The 23,505-nt window shown below is 60.8% G+C and carries 9 protein-coding genes; 8 read left to right on the forward strand and 1 reads right to left on the reverse strand.

The genetic code is table 11. The features are described from left to right. The first annotated feature begins 127 nt into the window (after positions 1 to 127). From glgA to treY, 8 genes are all read left to right on the forward strand, one after another. Positions 128 to 1,789: a glycogen synthase GlgA gene (gene glgA / locus JWR14_RS21825; RefSeq protein ID WP_299711347.1), complete on the forward strand. Its 1,662-nt coding sequence runs from the start codon at positions 128 to 130 to the stop codon at positions 1,787 to 1,789. Between the two features lie 393 nt (positions 1,790 to 2,182). Then, a complete protein-coding gene (locus JWR14_RS21830; RefSeq protein ID WP_299711350.1) occupies positions 2,183 to 5,578 on the forward strand; it encodes a maltotransferase domain-containing protein in 3,396 nt (1,131 codons plus the stop codon). Between the two features lie 122 nt (positions 5,579 to 5,700). After that, a complete protein-coding gene (gene treS / locus JWR14_RS21835) occupies positions 5,701 to 9,090 on the forward strand; it encodes a maltose alpha-D-glucosyltransferase (RefSeq protein ID WP_299711352.1) in 3,390 nt (1,129 codons plus the stop codon). After that, positions 9,083 to 11,299 carry a 1,4-alpha-glucan branching protein GlgB gene (gene glgB / locus JWR14_RS21840; RefSeq protein ID WP_299711355.1) on the forward strand — a complete coding sequence of 739 codons (2,217 nt, stop codon included), beginning with the start codon at positions 9,083 to 9,085 and terminating at the stop codon, positions 11,297 to 11,299. Before treS ends, glgB begins: the two co-directional genes overlap by 8 nt. A 1,125-nt stretch (positions 11,300 to 12,424) precedes the next feature. Next, positions 12,425 to 14,686, forward strand: coding sequence for a glycogen debranching protein GlgX (gene glgX, locus JWR14_RS21845; RefSeq protein ID WP_299711358.1), 2,262 nt, complete (start codon positions 12,425 to 12,427; stop codon positions 14,684 to 14,686). 103 nt (positions 14,687 to 14,789) lie between these two features. Continuing rightward, complete coding sequence (gene treZ, locus JWR14_RS21850; RefSeq protein ID WP_299711361.1) at positions 14,790 to 16,667, forward strand: malto-oligosyltrehalose trehalohydrolase; 1,878 nt, start codon at positions 14,790 to 14,792, stop codon at positions 16,665 to 16,667. Then, positions 16,664 to 18,901: a 4-alpha-glucanotransferase gene (gene malQ, locus JWR14_RS21855; RefSeq protein ID WP_299711366.1), complete on the forward strand. Its 2,238-nt coding sequence runs from the start codon at positions 16,664 to 16,666 to the stop codon at positions 18,899 to 18,901. The genes treZ and malQ overlap by 4 nt, the downstream gene beginning before the upstream one ends. Positions 18,902 to 18,905: 4 nt before the next feature. Beyond that, a complete protein-coding gene (gene treY, locus JWR14_RS21860) occupies positions 18,906 to 21,824 on the forward strand; it encodes a malto-oligosyltrehalose synthase (RefSeq protein WP_299711369.1) in 2,919 nt (972 codons plus the stop codon). 304 nt (positions 21,825 to 22,128) lie between these two features. Here the strand turns inward: treY and JWR14_RS21865 are convergent, their stop codons facing one another. Then, positions 22,129 to 22,449: a hypothetical protein gene (locus tag JWR14_RS21865; RefSeq protein WP_299711372.1), complete on the reverse strand. Its 321-nt coding sequence runs from the start codon at positions 22,447 to 22,449 to the stop codon at positions 22,129 to 22,131. Positions 22,450 to 23,505: the final 1,056 nt, after the last annotated feature.

A 23,505-nucleotide genomic window follows, 5' to 3' on the forward strand; every position in this document is an offset into this window, starting at 1 on the left:
ACACGCCTTGCTCTAACTTCCCGCACCCCCTCTTCCCTCCGATAAAAGCACCGGACGCATGCGCCGCAGATTCATCTGCCCGGGCGCATCCCATCGCTTTTCATCCATCAAACGCCAGGAGTCAGCCTTGTCCTTGAACGTCTTGCTTGTCGCTTCCGAGGCTGTACCGCTAGCCAAAACCGGCGGACTGGGTGACATGGTCAGCGCGTACGCCGTTGCGTTACGTGAAGCCGGAGTCGATGCCGCGATCCTCATCCCGGCCTATCCGAAAGCACTGCAGATGGTCGAGGGATTACAGAAGGTTGCTTCAGTGACGGGGCTTCCCGGCGGAGACGGCGCGCTGTATCGCGGCCGGATGCCAGACACCGGCGTCCCCGTGATCCTGCTGCGCATGGATCATTTGTACGCACGCGAAGGCCTGTATCAGGACGCGAAAGGACGCGACTACGAAGACAATGCGATTCGGTTCGCGTCGTTGTCGGCGGCGGCGGTGAAGATCGCTGAAGGTGTTCGGGGGTTCAAGAAGCCGGACATCGTGCACGCGCATGACTGGCATTCAGGACTCACGCCGCTCTTGATGAAGCAAGCGGGCGTGCACGCAAAAAGCGTTTTCACGATCCACAATCTGGCGTTCCAGGGTAACTATTCGCTCTCGCTTGGTGCAGCGCTCAACGTGCCTGCCAAGTGGCTCGTGCCCGCGTTGACCGAACCGAAAAGCATCGAATTTTATGGTGCATTGAGTCTGATGAAAGCCGGCATTGTCCATGCGGACCATGTTGCTACCGTCAGCGAAACGTATGCGCGCGAAATCCTCACGCCGCGCTTCGGCCACCTGATGGAAGGCGTGCTGCAAAGTTGCGCCGGCAAGCTGTCGGGCATCATCAACGGTATCGACTTGAATACCTGGGACCCGAAGACCGATCCACAAATTGCCCGTCATTATTGTTTCGACGACATGCGCGGCAAACACGCCTGCAAGCGCGAGCTGCAGCAAATGTTCGGCCTTCCCGTCGACCCGTTCGCGCCAGTCATCGCGCTGGGCAGCCGGATGACCTCGCAGAAAATGGCCGATGTTGCCGTGGATGCCATTCCCGCGCTGCTGGAACACTATCCGCGCTTGCAGATTGCCGTGCTTGGCAAAGGCGAAGCCCATATAGAAGCCGCGTTCCAGCGGCTGGCGCAGACCTGGCCGGATCGGGTGGGTGTCTATATAGGTTACGACGAGCGCCGCGCGCACCTGCTGCATGCCGGCGCCGACATCCTGCTGCATGGCAGCCGCTTCGAGCCGTGCGGCCTCACGCAAATCTATGCCATGCGTTATGGCACCTTGCCCGTGGCGTCGCGCGTGGGCGGGCTGGCGGATACGATCGTGGACGCGGCGGAAGCCGCCGAAACCGTCGGACTTCAGACAGGTTTCCAGGCATCTCCCCTTGGCGGCTTCGAGGGCGCAACGTCCTCGCGTCCGGCGACCGGTTTCCTCTTCGACGGCGACGGCGTACAGGACGTGATCGCCGCGGCCACGCGCGCTATCGACGCTTTCATGCGTCCGCAACAATGGCGCACGCTTCAACGCAATGCGATGGCACGTGATTACGGGTGGAACCAGGCGGTAGCGAAATATGTCCAGCTATACGCGGGTCTCACCGACGCACGTCCTGCCAAAGCACCGTTGCGCGCGCGCCGCGTGCCGGTCGAGGTTCGGGCCGTGCCGGTCATGGTGGTGGCTGAGGCAGACCGTCGCAAAGCGCAGCAGGCACAATTGGCGCAATTCGTCGCACGCAGCGCCTGACGTTCCACGCTACCCTTTTCGATGGTACGGTTACACGGTTGGCCGCCTGGCGCCGCACTGGATTGCAGTGCACGCCAGGCGCATGTCGTCTGACCTGAACCCGCATGCTGGCCGCGAACCATTGGCCACCCTCAGGCTCCGACATACACCAGGAAACGTGGAGGGGTGCGGCACGCTACGTGCTGTGTCCCTCTAGCGACCCTGGCGCCGCACCGAACGGCGTATCGCCTGATGAAGATACGCACCGCACTCGTCACCCCGGAATTGGTGCTTTGAAGACTGTCTGAGGCTCGTCTGCCGTAGCCGTTCTTGCGGTTGGTTTATTGCCTGGTTGAGCGCGATCGCGTTTTCCCGCATCCACGCCATAGCAGGACGAACTGGAAAAGACGACCGATGGAACACCATCACATGCTTCAGGCGTACGCGCCAAGAATTTATTTCATCGACCCCCTTCTCGTCGGACCGTTGCCTGACTGGTCCGCACAATTCGAACATGCCGCCGCGCTGGGCTTCGATCACGTCCTGATCGGCGCACCCTTCCAGCCGGGCAGCAACGGCCATCGACAGGCCGTGGCCGATCATCACAAACTACACGCCGTATTCGACTCCAACGCGCCCGCGAGCGAAGGTTTGCGTCTGCTTGCAAGCCAGGCGAGCAAGCACGGCCTGACCTTGCTGGTGGATATCACCCTCGACCAGGTCAGCGCCGAAGGCGGTTTGTTCCGTGATAACCGCAACTGGTTTCATCCGTTCGAAGCGGCTGAAGCCCGGCTCGACCCGCGCCACGCGCCGCATGAAGAAAGCGCGGCGCATGCGAATTTCGGCGATGGCGAAGCAGCCCAGGCGCTCACCGAATGGTGGGCGCGCGAGTTGATGCTGCTCGCCGATGCCGGCATTGGTGGCTTTCGCTTCGAAGCTCCGCACAAGGTGCCGGCCCACGTGTGGCGCAGGCTCGGTGCGGCTGTTCGCGAACGTCATCCGCAAACAAAATGGCTTGCATGGACGGTTGGCATCAGCCGTCACGATCTCGCGGGACTTGCCGATGCCGGTTTCGACTCGGTGTTTTCGTCGTCGCGATGGTGGGATTTCCAGAGCAACTGGCTCTTCGACGAACACGCCGCGCTGTTTCGCATCGCGCCGCCCATCGCGTTTCCGGAAGAGCCCTACGGCTCGCGCCTGCTGCACGACCTGCCTGACACCGGCGACTCGTCGCTGGTGGAGCGCGCCTACCGGCGCGCGTTGTACACGGCGGCGGGCATAGGCACCGGCCTGCTCGTGCCCATGGGCTTCGAATACGGCCTGACGCAGCCGCTCACCTACAACCACGGCAGCGCGGAAGAATTCCGCCGCGCGAGAGAAGGCGCGCGCTTTAACGTATCGGCGGAAGTGGCTCATGCCAACGCGTTGCAACGCAACTCCGCGGCACTGGCGAGCATCGGCGAGCTGCGTGCGCTGACCGGCGCGGGCACCCCTTACGCGGCCATTCTGCGAGGCAGCAGTCCGGATCTGCGGATCGCGGCCGAGGCAGCGCTGATCGTGCTGAACCCGGACCTCACCACGCCGGTTTATGTCGATACGCGCCATCTACTGGACGGCGCACCGGGTAACTTCACGCGGTTTCGGCCGATTGACGAAGACACAACGGAAACGCCGCTGCCGCTTGAGCCGTTCCTGTTACAGCCCGGCGAAGTGCGAGTGCTGCGCGGCGCGGCCGAGCCGCCCATCCTGCTCGCACAACCGCAGGTCAAGCGCGGCGCCAAGGCGGCCGACAAGAAGTCAGTGAACGAAGCGTTGGTGGCGCCGCGGGTGGCGATCGAAAGCGTGACGCCGACGGTCGATCACGGGCGCTTTCCGGCGAAGCGGATCGTGGGCGAAGCGGTGGAAATCACGGCCGCGATTTTCGGGGAAGGCCACGACAAGATCGCGGCCGCCGTGCAATGGCGCGCCGCCGATGAAACCGACTGGCACGAAGCGCCCATGATCCCGGTCCTGCCCCTCGGCAATGACTTGTGGACCGCGCACATTCCAATCGATCGCATCGGCCGTCATGAATTCACGGTGATCGCGTGGCGCGACGACTTCGCTTCGCTGATCGATCACATGCAGAAGAAGCTGAAGGCCGAACAAACGGTTGAACTGGAACTGGAGGAAGCACGGCATTTGTTCGCGCTGATCCTGGCCGAAGTGAAAACCACGGAAGGCGCGCAAACGGACCCGCTGGAAGGGATCGTCAAGCAGTTCGCCAAAGCGGATGCAGACGCCCGCCTCGCGTTGGCGCTCGCGCCGGAAACGGCGCAAGCGATCGAGGCGGCACGGCATCGGCCATTCCTGTCACGCGATCCGGTGACCTATCGCATCGATGCCGAACGCGCCGCCGCGCGCTTTGCAAGCTGGTACGAAATCTTCCCGCGCTCCATGAGCGACGATGAGAATCGCCACGGCACGTTTGTCGATGTGATCGGCAAGATGCCGCGCATTCGCGAGATGGGTTTCGACGTGCTGTACTTCCCGCCAATCAACCCTATTGGCATGGCGAACCGCAAGGGCAAGAACAATACGCTGACGGCCCGACCCGGCGATGTGGGCAGTCCCTACGCCATCGGCGGCAAGGAAGGCGGCCACGACGCCTTGCATCCCGAACTCGGCAACCTGGACGACTTCAAGCAGATGCTGGACGCAGCGCGTGCACATGGTCTGGAGATCGCGCTTGATTTCGCCGTGCAGTGTTCGCCGGATCATCCATGGCTGAAAGAGCATCCCACGTGGTTCGCGTGGCGCCCGGACGGCACGTTGCGTTATGCGGAAAATCCGCCGAAGAAATATCAGGACATTGTTAATCCTGACTTCTACGCGCAGGACGCGAAGCCGGAACTGTGGCTCGCATTGCGCGACGTATTCCTGTTCTGGATCGCGGCCGGCGTGAAGATTTTCCGCGTCGACAATCCGCACACCAAACCCCTGCCGTTCTGGGAATGGGTGATTGGCGATGTACGCTCGCGTCATCCCGATGTCATGTTCCTGGCCGAAGCGTTCACGCGTCCGCGCGTGATGAATCGCCTTGCCAAGCTCGGTTTCTCGCAGTCGTACACGTACTTCACGTGGCGCGAGTCGAAGCAGGATTTCCTGGAATACATGCATGACCTGACGCAGACGGACGCGAAGGAGTATTTCCGCCCGAACTTCTTCGTCAACACGCCCGATATCAACCCGCGTTTCCTGCAGCGTTCGGGCCGTGCCGGCTTTGTGATCCGCGCCGCGCTCGCCGCGACACTCTCGGGACTATGGGGCGTGTATAGCGGCTTCGAACTCTGCGAAGCCGCCGCGCTGCCAAACAGCGAGGAATATCTCGATTCGGAGAAGTATCAGATCCGTGCCTGGGACTGGAACCGGCCGGGCAATATCGTTGGGGAAATCACCGCGCTCAACCGGATCAGGAAAGCGAATCCGGCGCTGCATTCGCATCTCGGCGTCAACTTCCTTCCCGCTCACAACGACAACATCCTGTTCTTCGAGAAAGCGAATGCGGCACGCGACAACATCGTGCTGGTCGCGATCAATCTCGATCCCTTCAACGAACAGGGCGCGGACGTGGAGCTGCCGTGGCAGACGTTGAATAATTGGGGCGTGCAGGAATGGGATGCGCTGGCCGTGGAGGACCAGATGACTGGCGAACGTTTTGAGTGGCGCGGCAGACGGCAGCATATCCGGCTCGACCCGAACACGCGGCCGTTTGCGATCTGGAGAATTGCGCCGACGTGGGGTTTGCCGCGGGCGCCGACCGCGCTTTGACGGCTCTCTGACCGTCCTGCGAGCGTCACCTGACAGTCATCATCACGACGGCACTCGCCGACGTGGCACAGAACAACTCATACAGCCGGGACGAAACATCGTCGCGGCTCAAGGAGCGACACGTGAAGCGTAACAAGAACTCGACTCTCAGCAACGATCCGCTCTGGTACAAAGACGCGATCATTTATCAGATCCACATCAAGTCTTTCTTCGATGCGAACAACGACGGCATCGGCGATTTTCCCGGCCTGCTCGCGAAGCTCGATTACATCTCCGAACTCGGCGTGGATACGATCTGGCTGCTGCCGTTCTATCCGTCGCCACGGCGTGACGATGGCTACGACATCGCCGATTACCGCAACGTGCATCCCGATTACGGCACGCTCGCCGACGTGAAGCGTTTCATCCAGGAAGCGCACGCGCGCGGCATTCGCGTGATCACCGAACTGGTCATCAACCACACGTCCGACCAGCACCCGTGGTTCCAGCGCGCGCGCCTCGCGAAGCCGGGCTCGAATCATCGCAACTACTACGTCTGGTCGGATACCGACAAGAAGTACGAAGACACGCGGATTATTTTTATCGATTCGGAGCCGTCCAACTGGACCCATGATCCGGTCGCGGGGCAGTACTACTGGCACCGGTTCTTTAACCACCAGCCTGACCTGAACTTCGATAACCCCGCCGTGCTGAAGGAAGTGCTGCAGGTGATGCGCTTCTGGCTCGACATGGGAATCGATGGGTTGCGGCTTGACGCCGTGCCTTACCTGGTGGAACGCGAAGGCACGAACAACGAGAACCTGCCGGAAACGCACGCGATTCTGAAGAAGATCCGCGCGACTATCGATGCGGAATATCCGAATCGCATGTTGCTGGCCGAAGCGAATCAATGGCCGGAAGACGTGAAGGAATATTTTGGCGACGAAGACGAATGCCACATGGCCTTTCACTTCCCGCTGATGCCGCGCATTTATATGTCGATTGCGAGCGAGGACCGCTTCCCGATCACGGACATCATGCGGCAGACGCCGGATCTCGCGCCGACCAACCAGTGGGCCATTTTCCTGCGTAATCACGATGAACTCACGCTGGAAATGGTGACCGATTCCGAGCGTGATTATTTGTGGAACACGTACGCAAGCGATCGCCGCGCGCGTCTGAATCTCGGCATTCGCCGACGTCTTGCTCCGCTGATGGAACGCGACCGTCGGCGGATTGAACTGATCAATTCACTGCTGCTGTCCATGCCCGGCACACCCGTGATCTATTACGGCGATGAACTCGGCATGGGCGACAACATCCACTTGGGTGATCGCGACGGCGTGCGTACGCCGATGCAGTGGTCATCGGATAGAAACGGCGGGTTCTCGCGCGCCGATCCGGAGCAACTCGTGCTGCCGCCAGTCATGGGCGCGCTCTACGGGTATGACGCCGTGAACGTGGAATCGCAGAGCCGCGATCCGCACTCGCTGCTCAACTGGACCCGCAAGATGCTCACGGTGCGTCGCGGGAAGCAGGCGTTCGGACGAGGCACCATACGCTTCCTGCGTCCTAACAACCGCAAGATCCTCGCGTATTTGCGTGAAGTCGAAGGTGAACCGCCCATCTTGTGTGTCGCGAATCTGTCTCGCGCGCCGCAAGCGGTTGAGCTCGACCTGTCCGAGTATGCCGGTTCGGTGCCGCTGGAAATGACCGCGGATTCAGCGTTCCCGCCGATTGGGCAGCTTACGTATTTGCTGACCTTTCCGCCGTACGGTTTCCTGTGGTTCCAGTTGTGCCCGGGCAATCAGCGTCCGGCGTGGAGCCAGGCGCCGTCCGAGCAATTGCCCGAGTTCGTGACCATGGTGATCCGCGCCGGCCAGACCGGCCCGACGCCGGAAAACGTACGCCTGCTCGAATCGGAAGTGCTGCCGTCTTACTTGAGCAAGCGCCGCTGGTTTGCGTCGAAGGACAAGAAGCTGCTCGGCGTGCGTCTCGCGGCGTTGACGACCATTCCGGAAGCGGGCTTTGCGTTCACGGAGATCGAAGCCGATGTCGGCGATCACACCGAACGCTACGTGCTGCCGCTCACGATTGCATGGGGCACGGAAACGACCTCGCCGCTCTACATGCAGCTCGCGCTTGCGCGTGTGCGCCAGGTTCGTAATATCGGCCATATCACCGATGCCTTCGCCGTCCCGAACTTCACCTACGGCGTGCTGAAGAAGCTCTTGCAGCGGGCGGTCGTTCCCACGGTGCAGAAGAGTGAGATCCGCTTTATTCCAACCGAACGGCTCGATGCGCTTGCCGCCAATTTCAGGCCTGGAGAACCACCGCCGGAAATTCGCTGGCTGGCGGCCGAGCAGAGCAACAGCTCGCTCGTGATCGGCGATCAGATAGTGCTGAAACTGGTGCGTCGCCTGGTTGGCGGGATTCATCCGGAGGCCGAAATGAGCCGGCACCTGACGAAGCTCGGTTACCAGAATACGGGGCCGCTGTTCGGCGAAGTGGTGCGCGTCGACCCGGAAGGCGTGCCGCACACGCTGTGCATCTTGCAAGGCTTTATCGACAACCAGGGCGATGCGTGGAACTACGCGCTCGATTACCTGCGCCGCACCGTGGATGAACTTGCGCTGGCCGTGGATACCGACGACCACTCGTTGGACCGTGAGAAGGAAATGCAGGGCATCGAAGGCTACAGGAAAGTCACGGGGATCATCGGGCAACGGCTGGGCGAACTGCACGTCGCGCTCGCGCAACCCTCCGACGACCCTGCTTTTGCGCCCGAAAAGGCGTCGAAGAAGGACGTGCGCGGCTGGAACGACGGCACGCACGCGCTGCTCGTGACGGCGCTCGACATCCTCGCTGCGAAGCTCCTGGAGTTCAGCGAGCATGACCGCGCCTTGGCGCAGAGCCTGCTCGATCGTCGCGACCTGCTGCTGGCAGCGGTGCAAAAGCTCGTGCCGGAAAACGCCAATGCATTGCGCATTCGTATTCACGGCGACTTCCACCTCGGACAGGTGCTGATGGCGCAGGGCGACGCGTTCCTCATCGACTTCGAAGGTGAACCGGCGCGGCCGCTGGAAGAACGGCGTAAAAAATCGAGTCCGTTGCGGGACGTGGCCGGCTTATTGCGTTCCCTGTCGTATGCGAGCGCCGCCGCGCAGCCGACGACCGGAAACGCACCGCAGGCAACCGCCGATCGCAAGCGCGCGTTGTTCGAGCGCCTGCGCGGTCATGGCGAGGAAGCGTTTTTGCTCGACTACCTCGCGGCGGTGGCAGCTTCTGCGCAACCGATTGCCGGCGACGAAGCCACGCAAGCCGCCCTTCTCGATCTTTTCCTGATCGAGAAGGCCGCCTACGAAATCCGCTATGAAGCGGCGAACCGTCCGACCTGGATCGGGTTGCCGTTGCGTGGCCTCGCGTCGCTTGCGAGCCGCTTGCTTGGCGATACGGGCGCGCCGCCCGCGCCGGGTTCGCGGCCCGTGGACCCCGCATTCAAGGACACATCCGATGGAAACGAAAATGAATAAGCGCACAGACGACAGGCTGCTGACCGAAGGTCTGCATCCGCTCGATATTGACGCGCTCGTCGAAGCTCGCCATCCCGATCCGTTTTCGAAGCTCGGGCTTCATCAGACCGATGTCGGCCCCGTCGTTCGCGTACTGTTGCCCGGCGCGACCGGCGTGCAGGTGCTTGATCGCGACAGCAGCAAGCCGCTTGGTACGCTCACGCAGGTTCATCCGGCGGGGTTGTTTATCGGGTTTATTGATGAGATGCAGGCGTATCGGCTGAATATTGATTGGCACGGCACGCCACAGGAAGTCGCCGATACGTATTCGTTCGGTCCTGTATTAGACGATGACGCGTTGAACCGCATTTCCTGGGGCGATCCGTATGCGGTGATGGAATGCCTCGGCTCGCGGCCAGTCGTTCATGGCGGCGTGGCCGGTGCGCGTTTTGCGGTATGGGCGCCGAATGCACGACGCGTCTCGGTGGTGGGCGACTTCAACTCGTGGGACGGCCGCCGGCACCCCATGCGCCTGCGCCATAACGCCGGCGTCTGGGAACTGTTCGTGCCGGGTCTTGGCGCGGGTACGCGTTACAAGTACGAGATCATCTCGCGCGATGGCCACGCGTTGCCGTTGAAAGCCGATCCGTGCGCGATGCAAAGCGAGCGGCCGCCCGCGACGGCTTCGGTGGTGGCCGACGCTGAGGCTATCGACGGATACGCCTGGACCGACAGCGAGTGGATGAACTCGCGCGGACCGAGGCAGACCGTGAATGCGCCGATTTCCGTGTACGAAGTTCATGCGGAATCGTGGTTGCGCGTACCTGAGGAAGGCAACCGCGGCATGAACTGGCACGAGCTTGCCGAGCGCCTGATTCCGTATGCGAAGAGCATGGGTTTCACGCACCTTGAATTCATGCCGATTGCGGAGCATCCGTTTGGTGGTTCGTGGGGCTATCAGCCGTTGGGGCAATTTGCGCCGTCGGCGCGGTTTGGGACGCCTGAGCAATTTGCCGAGTTCGTGAACCGTGCGCATGAAGCGCAGCTCGGGATCATTCTCGACTGGGTACCGGCGCATTTTCCTAACGATGCCCATGGTCTTGTCGAATTTGACGGCACGCCGCTTTATGAGCATGCGGACCCGCGAGAGGGGTATCACCAGGACTGGAACACGATGATCTATAACCTCGGCCGTAACGAGGTTAGCGCGTTCCTCGTGGCGTCGGGGCTGGCCTGGTTAAAGCGTTATCACGTTGATGGATTGCGTGTGGACGCGGTGGCTTCCATGTTGTATCGGGATTATTCGCGCAAGGCGGGCGAGTGGGTGCCGAACATGTATGGCGGGCGCGAGAATCTGGAATCGATAGCATTCCTCAAGCGCCTTAATCACGAAGTCCGTCAGATTCCTGGTGCGGTTACGATTGCTGAGGAATCGACGGCGTGGCCGGGTGTGACGGCGTCGCTGGAGCACGGTGGGCTTGGTTTCGATTTCAAGTGGAACATGGGCTGGATGCATGACACGTTGCACTATATGGAAGAGGATCCGGTCAATCGAAAGTACCACCACAACATGTTTACGTTTGGGATGGTGTATGCGTATTCCGAGCGATTTTTGTTACCGCTTTCACATGACGAGGTAGTTCATGGAAAGGGATCGTTGATTGGGAAGATGCCTGGGGATCATTGGCAGAAGTTTGCGAATCTGCGTGCGTATCTGGGATTCATGTGGACGCATCCGGGCAAGAAGTTGTTGTTCATGGGCGGTGAGTTTGGTCAGTTTGGCGAGTTTAATCACGATACGTCGCCGCATTGGCATTTGCTTGATGATCCGTTCCATGGTGGATTACAGAAGCTGGTTCGCGATTTGAACCGGGTGTATGGAGAGGAGCCGGCGTTATACAAGCTTGATAGCGATCCTCACGGGTTTGACTGGCTAATTGGCGACGACGCGGCCAATAGCGTGTTTGCGTTCCGTCGCACCGATGGTGAGGGTCGTGAGTGCGTGGTGATTTCGAATATGACGCCGGTGCCGCGGCTGGGGTATAGGGTGGGATTGCCGAGGGGTGGGAAGTGGAGTGAGATTGTGAATTCGGATGCGTCGGTGTATGGCGGATCGAATATGGGGAACGGGGGCGTGATTCACGCCGAGAATATTTTGAGTCATGGACGGGAGTGGTCGGCGGCGCTGACTTTACCGCCGTTGGCGACGATTGTGCTGAGGGCCGATTAACATCGGGGGAGGGGGTTCGTTCGCACTGGTTGGGGGTGGACGGTGGGGTTCCAAGGTTAGCGGTCGGAGTTGATGCCGGGTTGCAAGGTTCCAGCGTTAGCGATCTGGGTCATTGCCGGGTTGCTGCTTTAGGGCTTAGTGGTCTGCGTGAGTTAGATGTTTTCTTTATCACTGTTAGCCACTGTGCGTGGCGGCACGTCATTTCTTTGTCCAAAGCGACAAAGAAACGAAGCAAAGAAAACGCTTTCAACCACGCTACCCTAAGTGTCCACAGCGTGCGGTTTCTATTCATAGGTGCCCCAAAAGCACGGTGCTCGCCAGAGCGGAGGATGTGTGAAACCCTCCTTCTCGCGAATCCTGACACGAACACGCTTCGCCCCGTACGCTCTCGGGCGAGCACCAGTGTTCTACGGACCGGCACGGCCTCACGCGTATTCAAGGCCTCGTTTTCTTAGTAGGTTGGTCAAGCAGTTTGCGTTAGCTGGTTCGCGTTGAATGGTTTGCGCGGAAGGTCTGCGGGACTTTCTTCGTGGACCACCGCTTACTTCTGCTTCATATTTGTAGCTTATTTGCTTGGCATGCGCGGTTATTTGGTCGAGTGTGGGCTGATGCATTTTGGCGGCTTTGTTTCTTGGTGGGTTGGCGACGTGGTTCGTCGTGCGTACTAATTTGGTGGAGGGTTCACGCGGATAGCGCGGGATGGACCTCGGGCAGGTTCAGTCACTGGTGGCGAAGCGTGTGGGTATCCGTGTTCGGAGAAAGAGGGGTTCACACATCCGTGGCTCTGGCGAGCACCGTGCTTTTGGGGCACCTATGAATAGAAACTGCACGCTGTGGACACTTAGGGTAGCGCGGTTTGAAAGCGCTTTCTTTGCTTCGTTTCTTTGTCGCTAAGGACCAAGAAATGACGCGCCGCCACGCGCAGTGGCTAACAGTGATAAAGAAAATAGCCAACCTAAGCAGACCACTAAGCCCGAAAGCAGCAACCCGACAATGACCCAGATCCGCTAACGCAAGAACCTGGCAACCCCAGCTCCACCCCCGATCGCTAACCCAAAACAAACCACCGAACAACCAAACCCCAAACCCCCAAACCCCCAAACCCCGAGTGCGAACGGAAACCCCATGGCTAATTCATTTCCCGACAAGTTACTCCCGGGCGCGGCTTACCCGCTCGGAGCCAACTGGGACGGTTTAGGCGTCAACTTTGCAGTGTTCTCAGCGAACGCACACAAAATCGAAGTCTGTCTCTTCGATACCACCGGCCGCAAGGAGCTCGCCCGCTTCGAGCTGCCAGAATGCACCGATGAAATCTGGCACGGCTACCTCCCCGGCGCGCACCCCGGCACGGTCTACGGCTTCCGTGCACACGGCCCCTACCAACCGCATCTGGGCCACCGCTTCAACCCGCACAAACTGCTCCTCGACCCCTACGCGAAAAAACTCGTTGGCCAGTGGCGCTGGTCCGACGCCCTGTTCGGCTATCGCGTGCATTCGAACCGCCTCGACCTCTCAATGGACCGGCGCGATTCAGCCCCCGCCACCCCAAAATGCGTCGTCACCGACGATGCTTTCGACTGGTCCCGCGACACCCGCCCCAACGTCCCCTGGGGCGAAACCGTCATCTACGAAACACATGTACGCGGCACCTCCATGCTCCGCAACGACATCCGCCAGCACGAACGCGGATCGTTCGCGGCGCTGTCATCGCCATGGTTCATCGAACACTTGCAAAAGCTCGGCATCACCGCCGTCGAATTCCTGCCCGTCCACGCGTTTCTCAACGACCGCTTCCTCGTCGAACGCGGTCTCAAGAATTACTGGGGCTATAACACCGCTGCGTTCTTCGCACCCGAACCGTCGTACCTCTCGACCAACCGGCTCAACGAAATGCGCATTGCCGTGCGCCGGCTTCACGCAGCGGGTATTGAAGTGATTCTCGACGTGGTCTACAACCACACATGCGAAGGCAACGAGCTCGGGCCGACGGTCTCATGGCGCGGCCTCGACAACGCCAGTTACTACCGCCTGATCCCCGGTGATGAACGGCGTTATATTAACGAAACGGGTTGCGGCAATACGGTGAACCTGTCGCATCCCCGCGTCCTGCAAATGGTCATGGACTCGCTGCGCTACTGGGCGACGGCGTTCAACGTCGATGGCTTCCGGTTCGATCTCGGCGTGACGCTAGGCCGCGAAGGCCACGGTTTCGACCCCGGCTCGGGTTTCTTTGACGCCATCCGCCAGGACCCGATCCTCAACACGCGCAAGATGATTTCCGAGCCCTGGGATATCGGCCCTGACGGCTATCAGGTCGGCAACCATCCGCCAGGATTCGCCGAATGGAACGATAAATTCCGCGACGGCATACGCCGTTTCTGGCGCGGCGACGCGGGCGTGAGGCCGGATCTCGCCGCGCGCCTCACCGGCTCCGCCGAGTTGTTTCACCGGCGCATGCGCAAGCCCTGGGCATCGGTGAATTTTGTCGCTTCGCACGACGGTTTCACCATTGCGGACGTGACGTCCTACGAGCAGAAACATAACGAAGCAAACCAGGAAGGCAACAACGACGGCCACAACGAAAACTGCAGCGCCAACTGGGGCGTGGAAGGCCCGACCGATGACCCCGAAATCCTCGAAACCCGCGGCCGCGTGGCACGTGCGCTGATCGCGACGAACCTGCTCTCGCTCGGCACGCCCATGCTGCTCGGCGGCGATGAATTCGGCCGCACGCAACGCGGCAACAACAACGCGTATTGCCAGGACAACGAGATTTCGTGGATCGACTGGGCGCAAGCAGAATCGCCCGCCGGACGCATGATGACTGACTTTGTCGCCCGCGTGATCGCGCTGCGCAAAAACTACCCGCTGCTGCGGGAAATGCGCTTTCTCCACGGCGATCGCGAGGTGCTGCCAGGTCTTTATGACGTCAGCTGGTTTGACGAAAGCGGCACAGCGCTGACTATCGACGCGTGGCAGGACCCCGAAGGACGTGCGCTGACGCTACGTCGCGCGGGGCCCGGTCTGAATGGGGAAGTCGATGTGATCCTGATCATGATGAACGGATCGTCGCAAGCGCTGAACTTCGCCGCTCCCGCACCGCACTTGGAATGGAACGTGCTCATGGATAGCGCTGTGCCCGATGCACTGCAATATCCGCTGATCGGCGGGGAACTGGAGGTGCAGCCGCACAGCGTGGCCGTGCTGCTCGCGCAGCCGACCGGGGACGCCGACTGGCAGGCCGTCTGGATGGCCGGCGCTCACGAGGGGCCACGGCTCTTGACGGCGTTGCCGCCGGACCCGGGCACAATCGGACCGCGACGGACGGCGGAACCCTGGAAGGCGCCCGTGCCCCAGCACGCACCGCCCGCAAAGGAGGAAAATTGAACGGCTCGAAGACGCCTTAAGGCGGCACCAAGACGTCAGGCGCGAAACGCCGGGCAGGCTCCAAGCCAAGTATCTGACCAAGCGCACTGAAGGCACACACATCATGTCCGAAACCCCAATCGATCCGCACAAGCGTCACCATGCCTATTGCCTGCCCTTCGGCGCTCACCTTACCGATGCCGGACACACGCGCTATCGCTTCTGGGCGCCGTCGCTGAAAGCAGTGCAACTGGAGCTGTACCCCAACGAAGACGGTGCGGCTCCCACGCTGATCGACATGACACCCACCGGCGACGGCTGGTTCGAAGTGCTCGCTGAAGGCGGCGCGGGCACGCGTTATCGGTATCGGATCAATGCGGATCTGGCGGTGCCCGATCCGGTCTCGCGCTTTCAGCCGGACGACGTCCACGGTCCAAGCGAAGTGATCGACCCGCGTGCGTATCGGTGGGAAAACACGAACTGGCATGGCCGGCCGTGGGAAGAAACGGTGCTTTACGAAGTGCACGTGGGCGCGCTGGGTGGTTATGCCGGCGTGACGCGCCGCCTGAAGGAATTCGCGCACCTTGGAGTAACGGCCATCGAACTGATGCCGCTGAACGACTTCAGCGGCAGCCGCAACTGGGGTTACGACGGCGTACTGCCCTACGCGCCCGATTCAGCGTACGGCACGCCCGATGAACTGAAGACGCTCATCGACGCCGCGCATGGCCTCGGACTGATGGTCTTGCTCGACGTGGTCTATAACCATTTCGGACCGGATGGCAACTATCTGAGCGCGTACGCCAAGCAGTTCTTCCGAGAGGGTGTGAACACGCCGTGGGGTCCGGCGATCGATTTCGAACGTCCGCAAGTGCGCGACTTTTTCTTCGATAACGCGTTGTACTGGCTGAAGGAATATCGCTTCGATGGCCTGCGCCTCGACGCCGTCCACGCTATCAACGACGACGAGTGGTTGCGCGAACTGTCGGATCGCGTGCGTTCGTCGGTGGAATCGCAGCGGTATGTGCATCTCGTGCTGGAGAACGAGCACAACACGTCGAACCTGCTCGAATCGCATTTCAACGCGCAATGGAGCGACGACTCGCACAACACGCTGCATGTCCTGCTGACCGGCGAGGACGAGAGCTATTACGGCGCGTACAGCGACCAGCCAATCGAGAAGCTTGCGCGCGTGCTGAGCGAGGGTTTTGTGTATCAAGGCGAGCCCTCGCCCATCCATGACGGCAAGCCGCGCGGCGAACCGAGCGCTTACTTGCCGCCCACGGCGTTCGTGATGTTTTTACAGAACCACGATCAGGTCGGCAACCGTGCAATGGGCGACCGCCTGCGCTCGTTGTGCAGCGAAGACTCACTCTATGCCGCAACCGGCCTGATGCTGCTGACACCGCAAATCCCGATGCTGTTCATGGAAGAGCAGTACGGTTCCACGCAGCCATTCCTGTTCTTCACGGACTACCACGATGAGCTCGCCGACGCCGTGCGCGAAGGGCGTCGCCGGGAATTTGCGAAGTTCTCCGCGTTCACCGACGAAAAGCGTCGCGCGCAGATCCCCGATCCCAACGCCATCGAGACGTTCAGGATGTCGTCGCCCGATGAAAGCAAGCAGCCCGCCGATCACAACGACTGGCTGCACTTCTATCGCTCGGCGCTGGCTGTGCGCACGAAGCTGCTGATGCCGCACCTGAAGAATGCGAAGGCGCTTGGCGCCAAGGTTATCGGAGAGAAAGCGGTTCTCGCGAACTGGCGGCTCGGCGATGGCAGCACCTATTCCGTCGCGCTCAATCTGGGCAAGGAAGCTGTTCCACTCACCGGCCATCCACCGGGCAAGGTCGTATTCGAAACGCCGGCTCGAGCCCGCGACGCGGCGGATCGCGGCGAGTTGGGCGCAGAGACTTTTATCGCGTGGCTGACGGGCGATTTCGCCGATGCCGCGTTTAATCATGACGCTCGTCGCGTCAAAGCTTCGGGGAAAACCTCGTGAGCACGACCATCAATACCCCGGCTACGCCGGATAAAACCCCTAGCGCCATTGAGGCGCTCGCCACCAAGGCCGGTTTCGAGGTCGAGTGGCAAGACGCGCACAAGCTGATCCAGCGCGTGCCGGAAGAGACGCTGAAAGTGCTGCTGGAACGCCTCGGCCTGCCTTGCGACAATGCCACGCAACTCAAGCAGAGCACCGCGACGCTCGATGCGGAATTGTCCGGGCGCAAGTTGCCGCCATTGATGACCGCGGAGATCGATCGCGGCATCTCGCTGCCGATGGCGGCCGTGAAATCCGGCGCACGGTATCGGATCGAACTGGAAAGCGGCGCGGTTATCGACGGGCGATTTACGTCGCCGAAAGGGGCCACCGCCTTGCTCTCGCCAATCTCCGAGCCGGGCTATCACACGCTAGTGATCAACGAGCAGCGCACGACGCTCGCGGTGGCCCCGGCGCGCTGCTATACCGTCGACGATGCCTGGCGCGCGCTCCAGCCCGGCCTGCAGGCTACCCCGCAGGCAACTCCGCCGATGTGGGGCGTGGCCGCGCAGGTATACGGTTTGCGGCGCATAGGCGACGGCGGTGTGGGCGACTTCTCCGCGCTCGCGACGCTTGCGTCAGAAAGCGCGCAGCGCGGCAGCCACGCAATCGCAATCAGCCCGATGCACGCCATGTTCAGCGCAGAGCCGAACAAATTCAGTCCGTACTCGCCTTCATCGCGACTGTTCCTGAACATCGCGCACATCGATCCGGCGGCGGTGCTGGGCGTGGAAGCGGCGCAGGCGGCGATAAAAACAGCCGGTGTCGCCGACGAATTCGCCGAACTCGAAGCGCTGCAGCTAATCGACTGGCCGCGCGTGGTCACCGCGAAACTGGCCGTGCTGCGTGCGCTGTTCGCGCAGTTCAACGCGCAAACCGGTCCTCGCGAACATGACATGCTGCACAAGGACTTCACCCGTTTCGTGAAACACGGCGGACGCGCGCTGGAAGATCACGCCCGCTTCGAGGCGCTGCAGGCAGCGCAATTGAAGGAAGCCAACGAAGGCCACTGGCGCAACTGGGCCGGTGAACTACGCGACCCGCGCAGCGAGGCCGTCGCGGAATTCGCCGCCGCGAACAAGGACGAAGTCGATTTTTTCCTCTTCGCGCAATGGCTCGCGGCCAAGGGCTTGTCGCATGCGCAGCACGTCGCGCGCGACTCAGGCATGGCGATCGGCTTGATCGCAGATCTGGCCGTGGGCTGCGACAGCGCGGGCAGCCACGCGTGGTCGTACCGCGACGAAATGCTGCAGGGCGTGTCTGTCGGCGCGCCACCCGATCTGTTCAACCAGGCCGGACAATCGTGGGGCCTCACCACGTTCTCTCCCCGTGCTATGCGTACACAGGGATTCTCGGCGTTTATCGATATGCTGCGTGCCGCGTTCACGCTCGCGGGTGGTATCCGTATCGATCACATTCTCGGCTTGCGGCGTCTCTGGCTTGTGCCCGACGGCGAAAGCGCAAAGAACGGCGCGTACCTGCGTTATCCACTCGACGACCTGTTGCGGCTGATCGCGCTCGAGTCGTGGCGGCATAAAGCCATCGTGATCGGCGAGGATCTCGGCACAGTCCCGCCCGGCTTCCGCGAACGCTTGCATGAACACGGCCTGCTTGGCATCCGTGTCCTCTGGTTTGAACGCGCTGAAAAAGGTCCGGGCTTCAAGGCACCCGCCGACTGGGATCACGACGTGGCCGCGACCACCACCACGCATGACCTGCCGACGGTTACCGGTTGGTGGATCGGCGAGGACATTGTGTGGCGCTCGAAGATCGGCCAGACGGCAGCGCGTGCGGACGGACAGAATCCTGTCGAAATGGCCCAGGTGGAACGTGGCGAGGATCGTAAATTGCTGTGGTCTGCCTTTCAGGAAGCCGGTGTCGCCGCGCCCGATATCCCCGTGTCCGCCGATATCTCCCCGCAAACGGCGCCGGTAGACGAAGCGCTCGCGTTCGTGGCGTCCACGCCTGCGCCGCTTGCGATCTACCCGCTGGAAGATCTGCTCGCGCTCGCCGAGATGCCGAACCTGCCCGGTTCCATTGACGAGCATCCGAACTGGCGCCGGCGGATGGCCGTACCCGTATCCGAACTCTTTGACGACGATTCGTTCGTCGACCGCCTGCTTGCTGTTGATCAGGCCCGGAAAAAATCCGCCCAGACGAAGGCGGCCACGCATAACGCTTCACCCACCGACTGAGACCATGACCGTTCCACGCTCCACGCTCCGGCTGCAGCTACACAAGGATTTCACCTTCGACGACGCCGCGCGCCAGGTCGATTACATGGCCGCGCTCGGGATCAGTCATGCGTATTTATCGCCGATCACCACCGCGACCAGCGGCTCGACGCACGGCTACGACACGGTTGACTACACCCGCGTCAATCCGGAACTCGGCGGTGAAGAAGGCCTGAGGCGCTTCGTCGAAAAGCTGCGCGCGCACGAGATGGGCGTGATCGTGGATGTGGTGCCGAATCACATGGGCGTGGGCGGTTCGGAAAACCTCTGGTGGATGGATATCCTCGAATGGGGACGGCATGCGGCGCATGCGCGTTATTTCGACATCGACTGGCATTCGCCCGATCCCGCGCTGCGCGGCAAAGTGCTCGCGCCGTTCCTGGGCGCGGCGTATGGCGAGGAATTGCAGGGCGGCAAAATCAAGCTGGCATTCGATGCCGATCAGGGGCGATTCAAGATCGAGTATTACGCGCACACGTTTCCGGTGAGTCCGCTCGACTACACGTCGGTGTTGCAGGACCACGCGCCCGAGATGGCGCAGCGCTTCACGGGGCTGTCCACGCAACCGGGCGACCAGCCGCGTGCCGACGAAGCGCGGGCGGCCTTGAAAGAGTATGCGGCAACGGACGAGGGCAAGCGGCTTATCGACACCGCCGTGCAAGCCCATTCCGGCGATAACCCCGTCGGCCGCGATCGTTTGCATCGGCTGCTGGAGCGGCAGCACTATCGGCTCGCCTGGTGGCGCACCGCTGCGGACGAAGTGAACTGGCGGCGTTTCTTCGACGTCAGCACGCTCGGCGGAATGCGCGTCGAGCGCCCCGAAGTATTTGAAGCATCACATGCGCTGATTTTCAAGCTGTTTGCCGATGGGGTGATCGACGGCGTACGAATCGATCATGTCGATGGCCTCGCCGAACCGCGTGAATATTGCCAGCGCTTGCGTGGCCGGTTGGAAGAACTCGCTGAGCATCGGCCGGAGAACCTGAAGCAGGGCCGCACGTATTTCGTCGTCGAAAAAATTCTCGCGCGCGGCGAACCCGTGCGTGACGACTGGCGTGTCGACGGCACCACCGGCTACGACTTCATGAACGACGTCGGCGCGTTGCTGCACGATCCGCGCGGCGCCGAACCACTGGCCCAAAGCTGGGCGGAGTTGTCCGGACGTCCGGCGGACTTTGGCGTCGAAGCTGAAACGGCGCGGCGCAAGATCCTGGCCGAGAACTTGTCCGCTGAACTAGACCGCGTTGCGCGAGCGTTGCATCGGATCGCCCGCGATACCCCCGTCACTCGCGACTTCACCTATTCATCGTTGCGCCGGGTGGTGAGTGAGCTCGTGGTGCACTTTCCTGTGTACCGGATCTATCCCGTCGGTGGTCAGCGCAGCGAAGAAGATGAGCGTTTTTTCTCGCACGCTTATCAAGGCGCCAAGGCCGCGCTGTCGCCCGCTGATCTTGTCGTCCTCGATCAAATTGCGCAGTGGCTCGGCGGTCCGGGCGGCGACGACGCCGTCGAAGAAAAACCGCGTGAACGCCTGCTTGATCGTGGACGGGATCGGGACCGCGATCGTCAAGCCGTTAGTGTTCCTAATCAAAATTTGCAGGCGAACAGCGCCGGCTCGAACTCCAGCGGTTCACATCGACGCAACGCGCAAACTCTGTTCTCCCAACTCACTTCTCCAGTGGCGGCCAAGGCGATTGAAGACACCGCGTGTTATCGATACGGCCGCCTGATTTCGCGCAACGAAGTGGGTGCCGATCCAGGCGAGTTTTCCTTGTCGGTCGACGCGTTCCACGCGGGCAATCTCGAACGCGCCAAACGCTTCCCGAACGCGATGCTCAACACCGCGACGCATGATCACAAACGCGGCGAAGACGTCCGCGCACGGATCGCGAGTTTGAGCGAGATTCCCGATGAATGGGCCGCGACGTTGCGAAGCTGGTCGACCTTGAACACGCCGCATCGGCGCGCGTTGAATGGCAATGAACACGACTGGGCGCCGGGCGCTGCGGCCGAAGCCATGCTGTATCAGACGCTGGTTGGCTGCTGGCCGCCGACGCTCTCGCCCGACGATCAGGATGGCGTGAAAGAACTCGCCGAACGCGTGAGCGCATGGCAGTTGAAGGCGCTGCGTGAGGCCAAGTTGCGCACGAGTTGGTTTGCGCCCGACGAGGCGTACGAGAACGCATGCCGCGATTTTCTCTTCGATATCCTCGCGCCTCAGCGCCGCGATGGTTTTCTCGGCGAGTTGCCGGCTTTCGTTACGCGCGTCGCGCGGACGGGCGCGATCAACAGTTTCCAGCAGACGTTGTTGCGGCTGGCATCGCCGGGGGTGCCGGATCTTTATCAGGGCACCGAACTATGGGATTTCAGTCTCGTCGATCCCGATAACCGTCGACCAGTCGACTTCGAGCAACGGCGCGTGTGGCTGAGTGAAGGCGAGGCTGAAGGGGCGCCATCGGAGCAATTGAAGAACTGGCGCGATGGCCGGGTGAAGCTGGGTATTGTGCGGCGCGCGCTGGCGTTGCGCACGCACGCGCATTCGCTATTCGAGAAAGGCGCTTACGTGCCGCTGAAGGTGGAAGGCGCGCATGCGGACAGCGTGATTGCGTTTGCGCGGCATGCGGGGAGCGCGTACGCGGTGGTGATCGCGACACGGCTGGCCGACTCGTTGTTGGCTGGGAGCAAAGACGACCTGCCGCTGATAGACGCCGCTCATTGGGGCGATACGGCAGTCCTTTTGCCGGAAGCGCTGGCTTCGCGTGCGTTGTTCGACTGGCTGAGCCCGAATGCACCGAAGTCGGATGGGCAGCGCTTGTTCATGCGTGACGCGCTGGCTTCAATGCCGGTCGCGTTACTGATGGAGGAAGGTGTGCCACGGGTTTGACGTGGCCCATGGCGCACGAGGCGCAGTGACAATCACTCCGCTTCCTGCGTCACCTCTTCATGCGGATATACGCGTACGAGCACAATGCGCGAACTCGCTCACGTAAGTTCATGACCGATTTAGGGAAAGGTTGCGCTCGGAGAGGCGTACATATTCTATTGTTGCGTCGAATTGGTCAACGTAATGCAGCTCACGCGAGCCTTTGTCAGAGGTAGGGCAATCGCAACAAAGGTCAAGTCTCTATTTAACATGCCAGCCAAGGAGTGAATGCTGAGATTGTTGCTTGGCTCTAGAAAAACTTCAGTCACGTTAGTAGCGCCAAAGGCTGCGCATCATCGACGCCCTCAAAAAGGTGCTGCTTGAATACACGAACAAAAACAAGCCCTGACGAATCAGGGCTCAAGATGAAATACTTCGAACGAAGATAATAATATTTGCCGCCCGAAACAAAATTCATCCCGTTCAGTTCGCTACCGCAACCTGTGCGCCCCATTGCAACCAGCTTGCCATTCGCGAACGAAACGAATCGATGTGGGGAATTCCCGTCGCCCGTCGGGTAAAAATACTCTAGACATTCCAGTCCATACATTGAAGCGAAACCCGGCCCGTATGGATCTACCGCCATCCGCCTTTGACGTCGGCCTTGGTCATCCCGATTGACAACCCGTCAAAGCTGTCAAGAGACTCCCGTTTCAATGCTTGATCCATGTAATAGGGACTACAGTCGCCTTCCCCGTATTCAATAACGCGTCCACTAGTAAGTGGTTACAAAGTATCGGGTGGGAGATCGGCTCCGGTAGTTCTCGCCATGAGCAAGGAGCATGTACTCCGAGCACTCAACGCCCCGACTGGCCGAGGTAGACGTGGGTACGCCATGACGGACAGCATTTCTGCCTTGGACATTCCGACAGAAATGGCGTTGAGTTTTGTCGCTCCCTCACAAGCAGTGGTTTCCGCCGCGGGTCTGACGCTAAACCCAACAAGCAAGACGGCTGTAGAGGCGATGATTTTCCACATGACTCGCTCTTCGGAAATCATCTGTGTACGGGGGCGTACCCCCGTCCGATACCAGACTTGTCCTATTACCGTTCTGTGAATCCCAACGGACTAGAGCAATGGGTTGCCAACGCAGCGGGAAAGGCTTCTACATAGGTCTTATGCATGTCGAAACGACGCGTGATAGAGCACTGAGTATTGAAAATGCGTGCGGTGATTTCTGAGCGCCGCTATTACATCGGCCGCCTGCCGCCCAAGGCGCACGATTGCCCAAGCCGGGCGTTCCCACTGGCGAGTAGAAAACTCGATGCATTGGATATTGGCCATGGCCTTCGGCGAAGATCAGTGCCGCGAACGAGTCGAAAACCCGCAGAACTTCACGGTCCTTCCGCACATCGTGATGAACTTTCTCAACCGCGATACGGCATTCGAAGTGGGGCTGAAGATCCGCCGTCTAAGAGCTTGCGCGAACTGCCGCTGTCTCGCTTAGCTCCCGGGCTGGCATGTTGAATAGAAATTCAACCTTTAGAGCGATTTCCCTGGCGCTTAAGTGCAGCAAAACCACTTTTCGGATAACTCCTATTCCGGTCACGTAACACTCCCACCGACTATTGCAAACTCAACGATGAGTTAAGAAGTGTCAAGTGGAGACAAAACGTGAAACACAAGACTTGGTGGAGTTCGT

It is taken from the genome of Caballeronia sp. (assembly GCF_028292365.1).
Classification (GTDB): domain Bacteria; phylum Pseudomonadota; class Gammaproteobacteria; order Burkholderiales; family Burkholderiaceae; genus Caballeronia.

What these genes read in the sequence shown, in the direction of transcription:
- JWR14_RS21830 (WP_299711350.1), top strand. Translation starts at nt 2,183, where the DNA reads ATGGAACACCATCACATGCTTCAGGCGTACGCGCCAAGAATTTATTTC.
- treY (WP_299711369.1), top strand. Translation starts at nt 18,906, where the DNA reads ATGACCGTTCCACGCTCCACGCTCCGGCTGCAGCTACACAAGGATTTC.
- glgB (WP_299711355.1), top strand. Translation starts at nt 9,083, where the DNA reads ATGAATAAGCGCACAGACGACAGGCTGCTGACCGAAGGTCTGCATCCG.
- treZ (WP_299711361.1), top strand. Translation starts at nt 14,790, where the DNA reads ATGTCCGAAACCCCAATCGATCCGCACAAGCGTCACCATGCCTATTGC.
- JWR14_RS21865 (WP_299711372.1), bottom strand. Translation starts at nt 22,449, where the DNA reads ATGGCGGTAGATCCATACGGGCCGGGTTTCGCTTCAATGTATGGACTG.
- glgX (WP_299711358.1), top strand. Translation starts at nt 12,425, where the DNA reads ATGGCTAATTCATTTCCCGACAAGTTACTCCCGGGCGCGGCTTACCCG.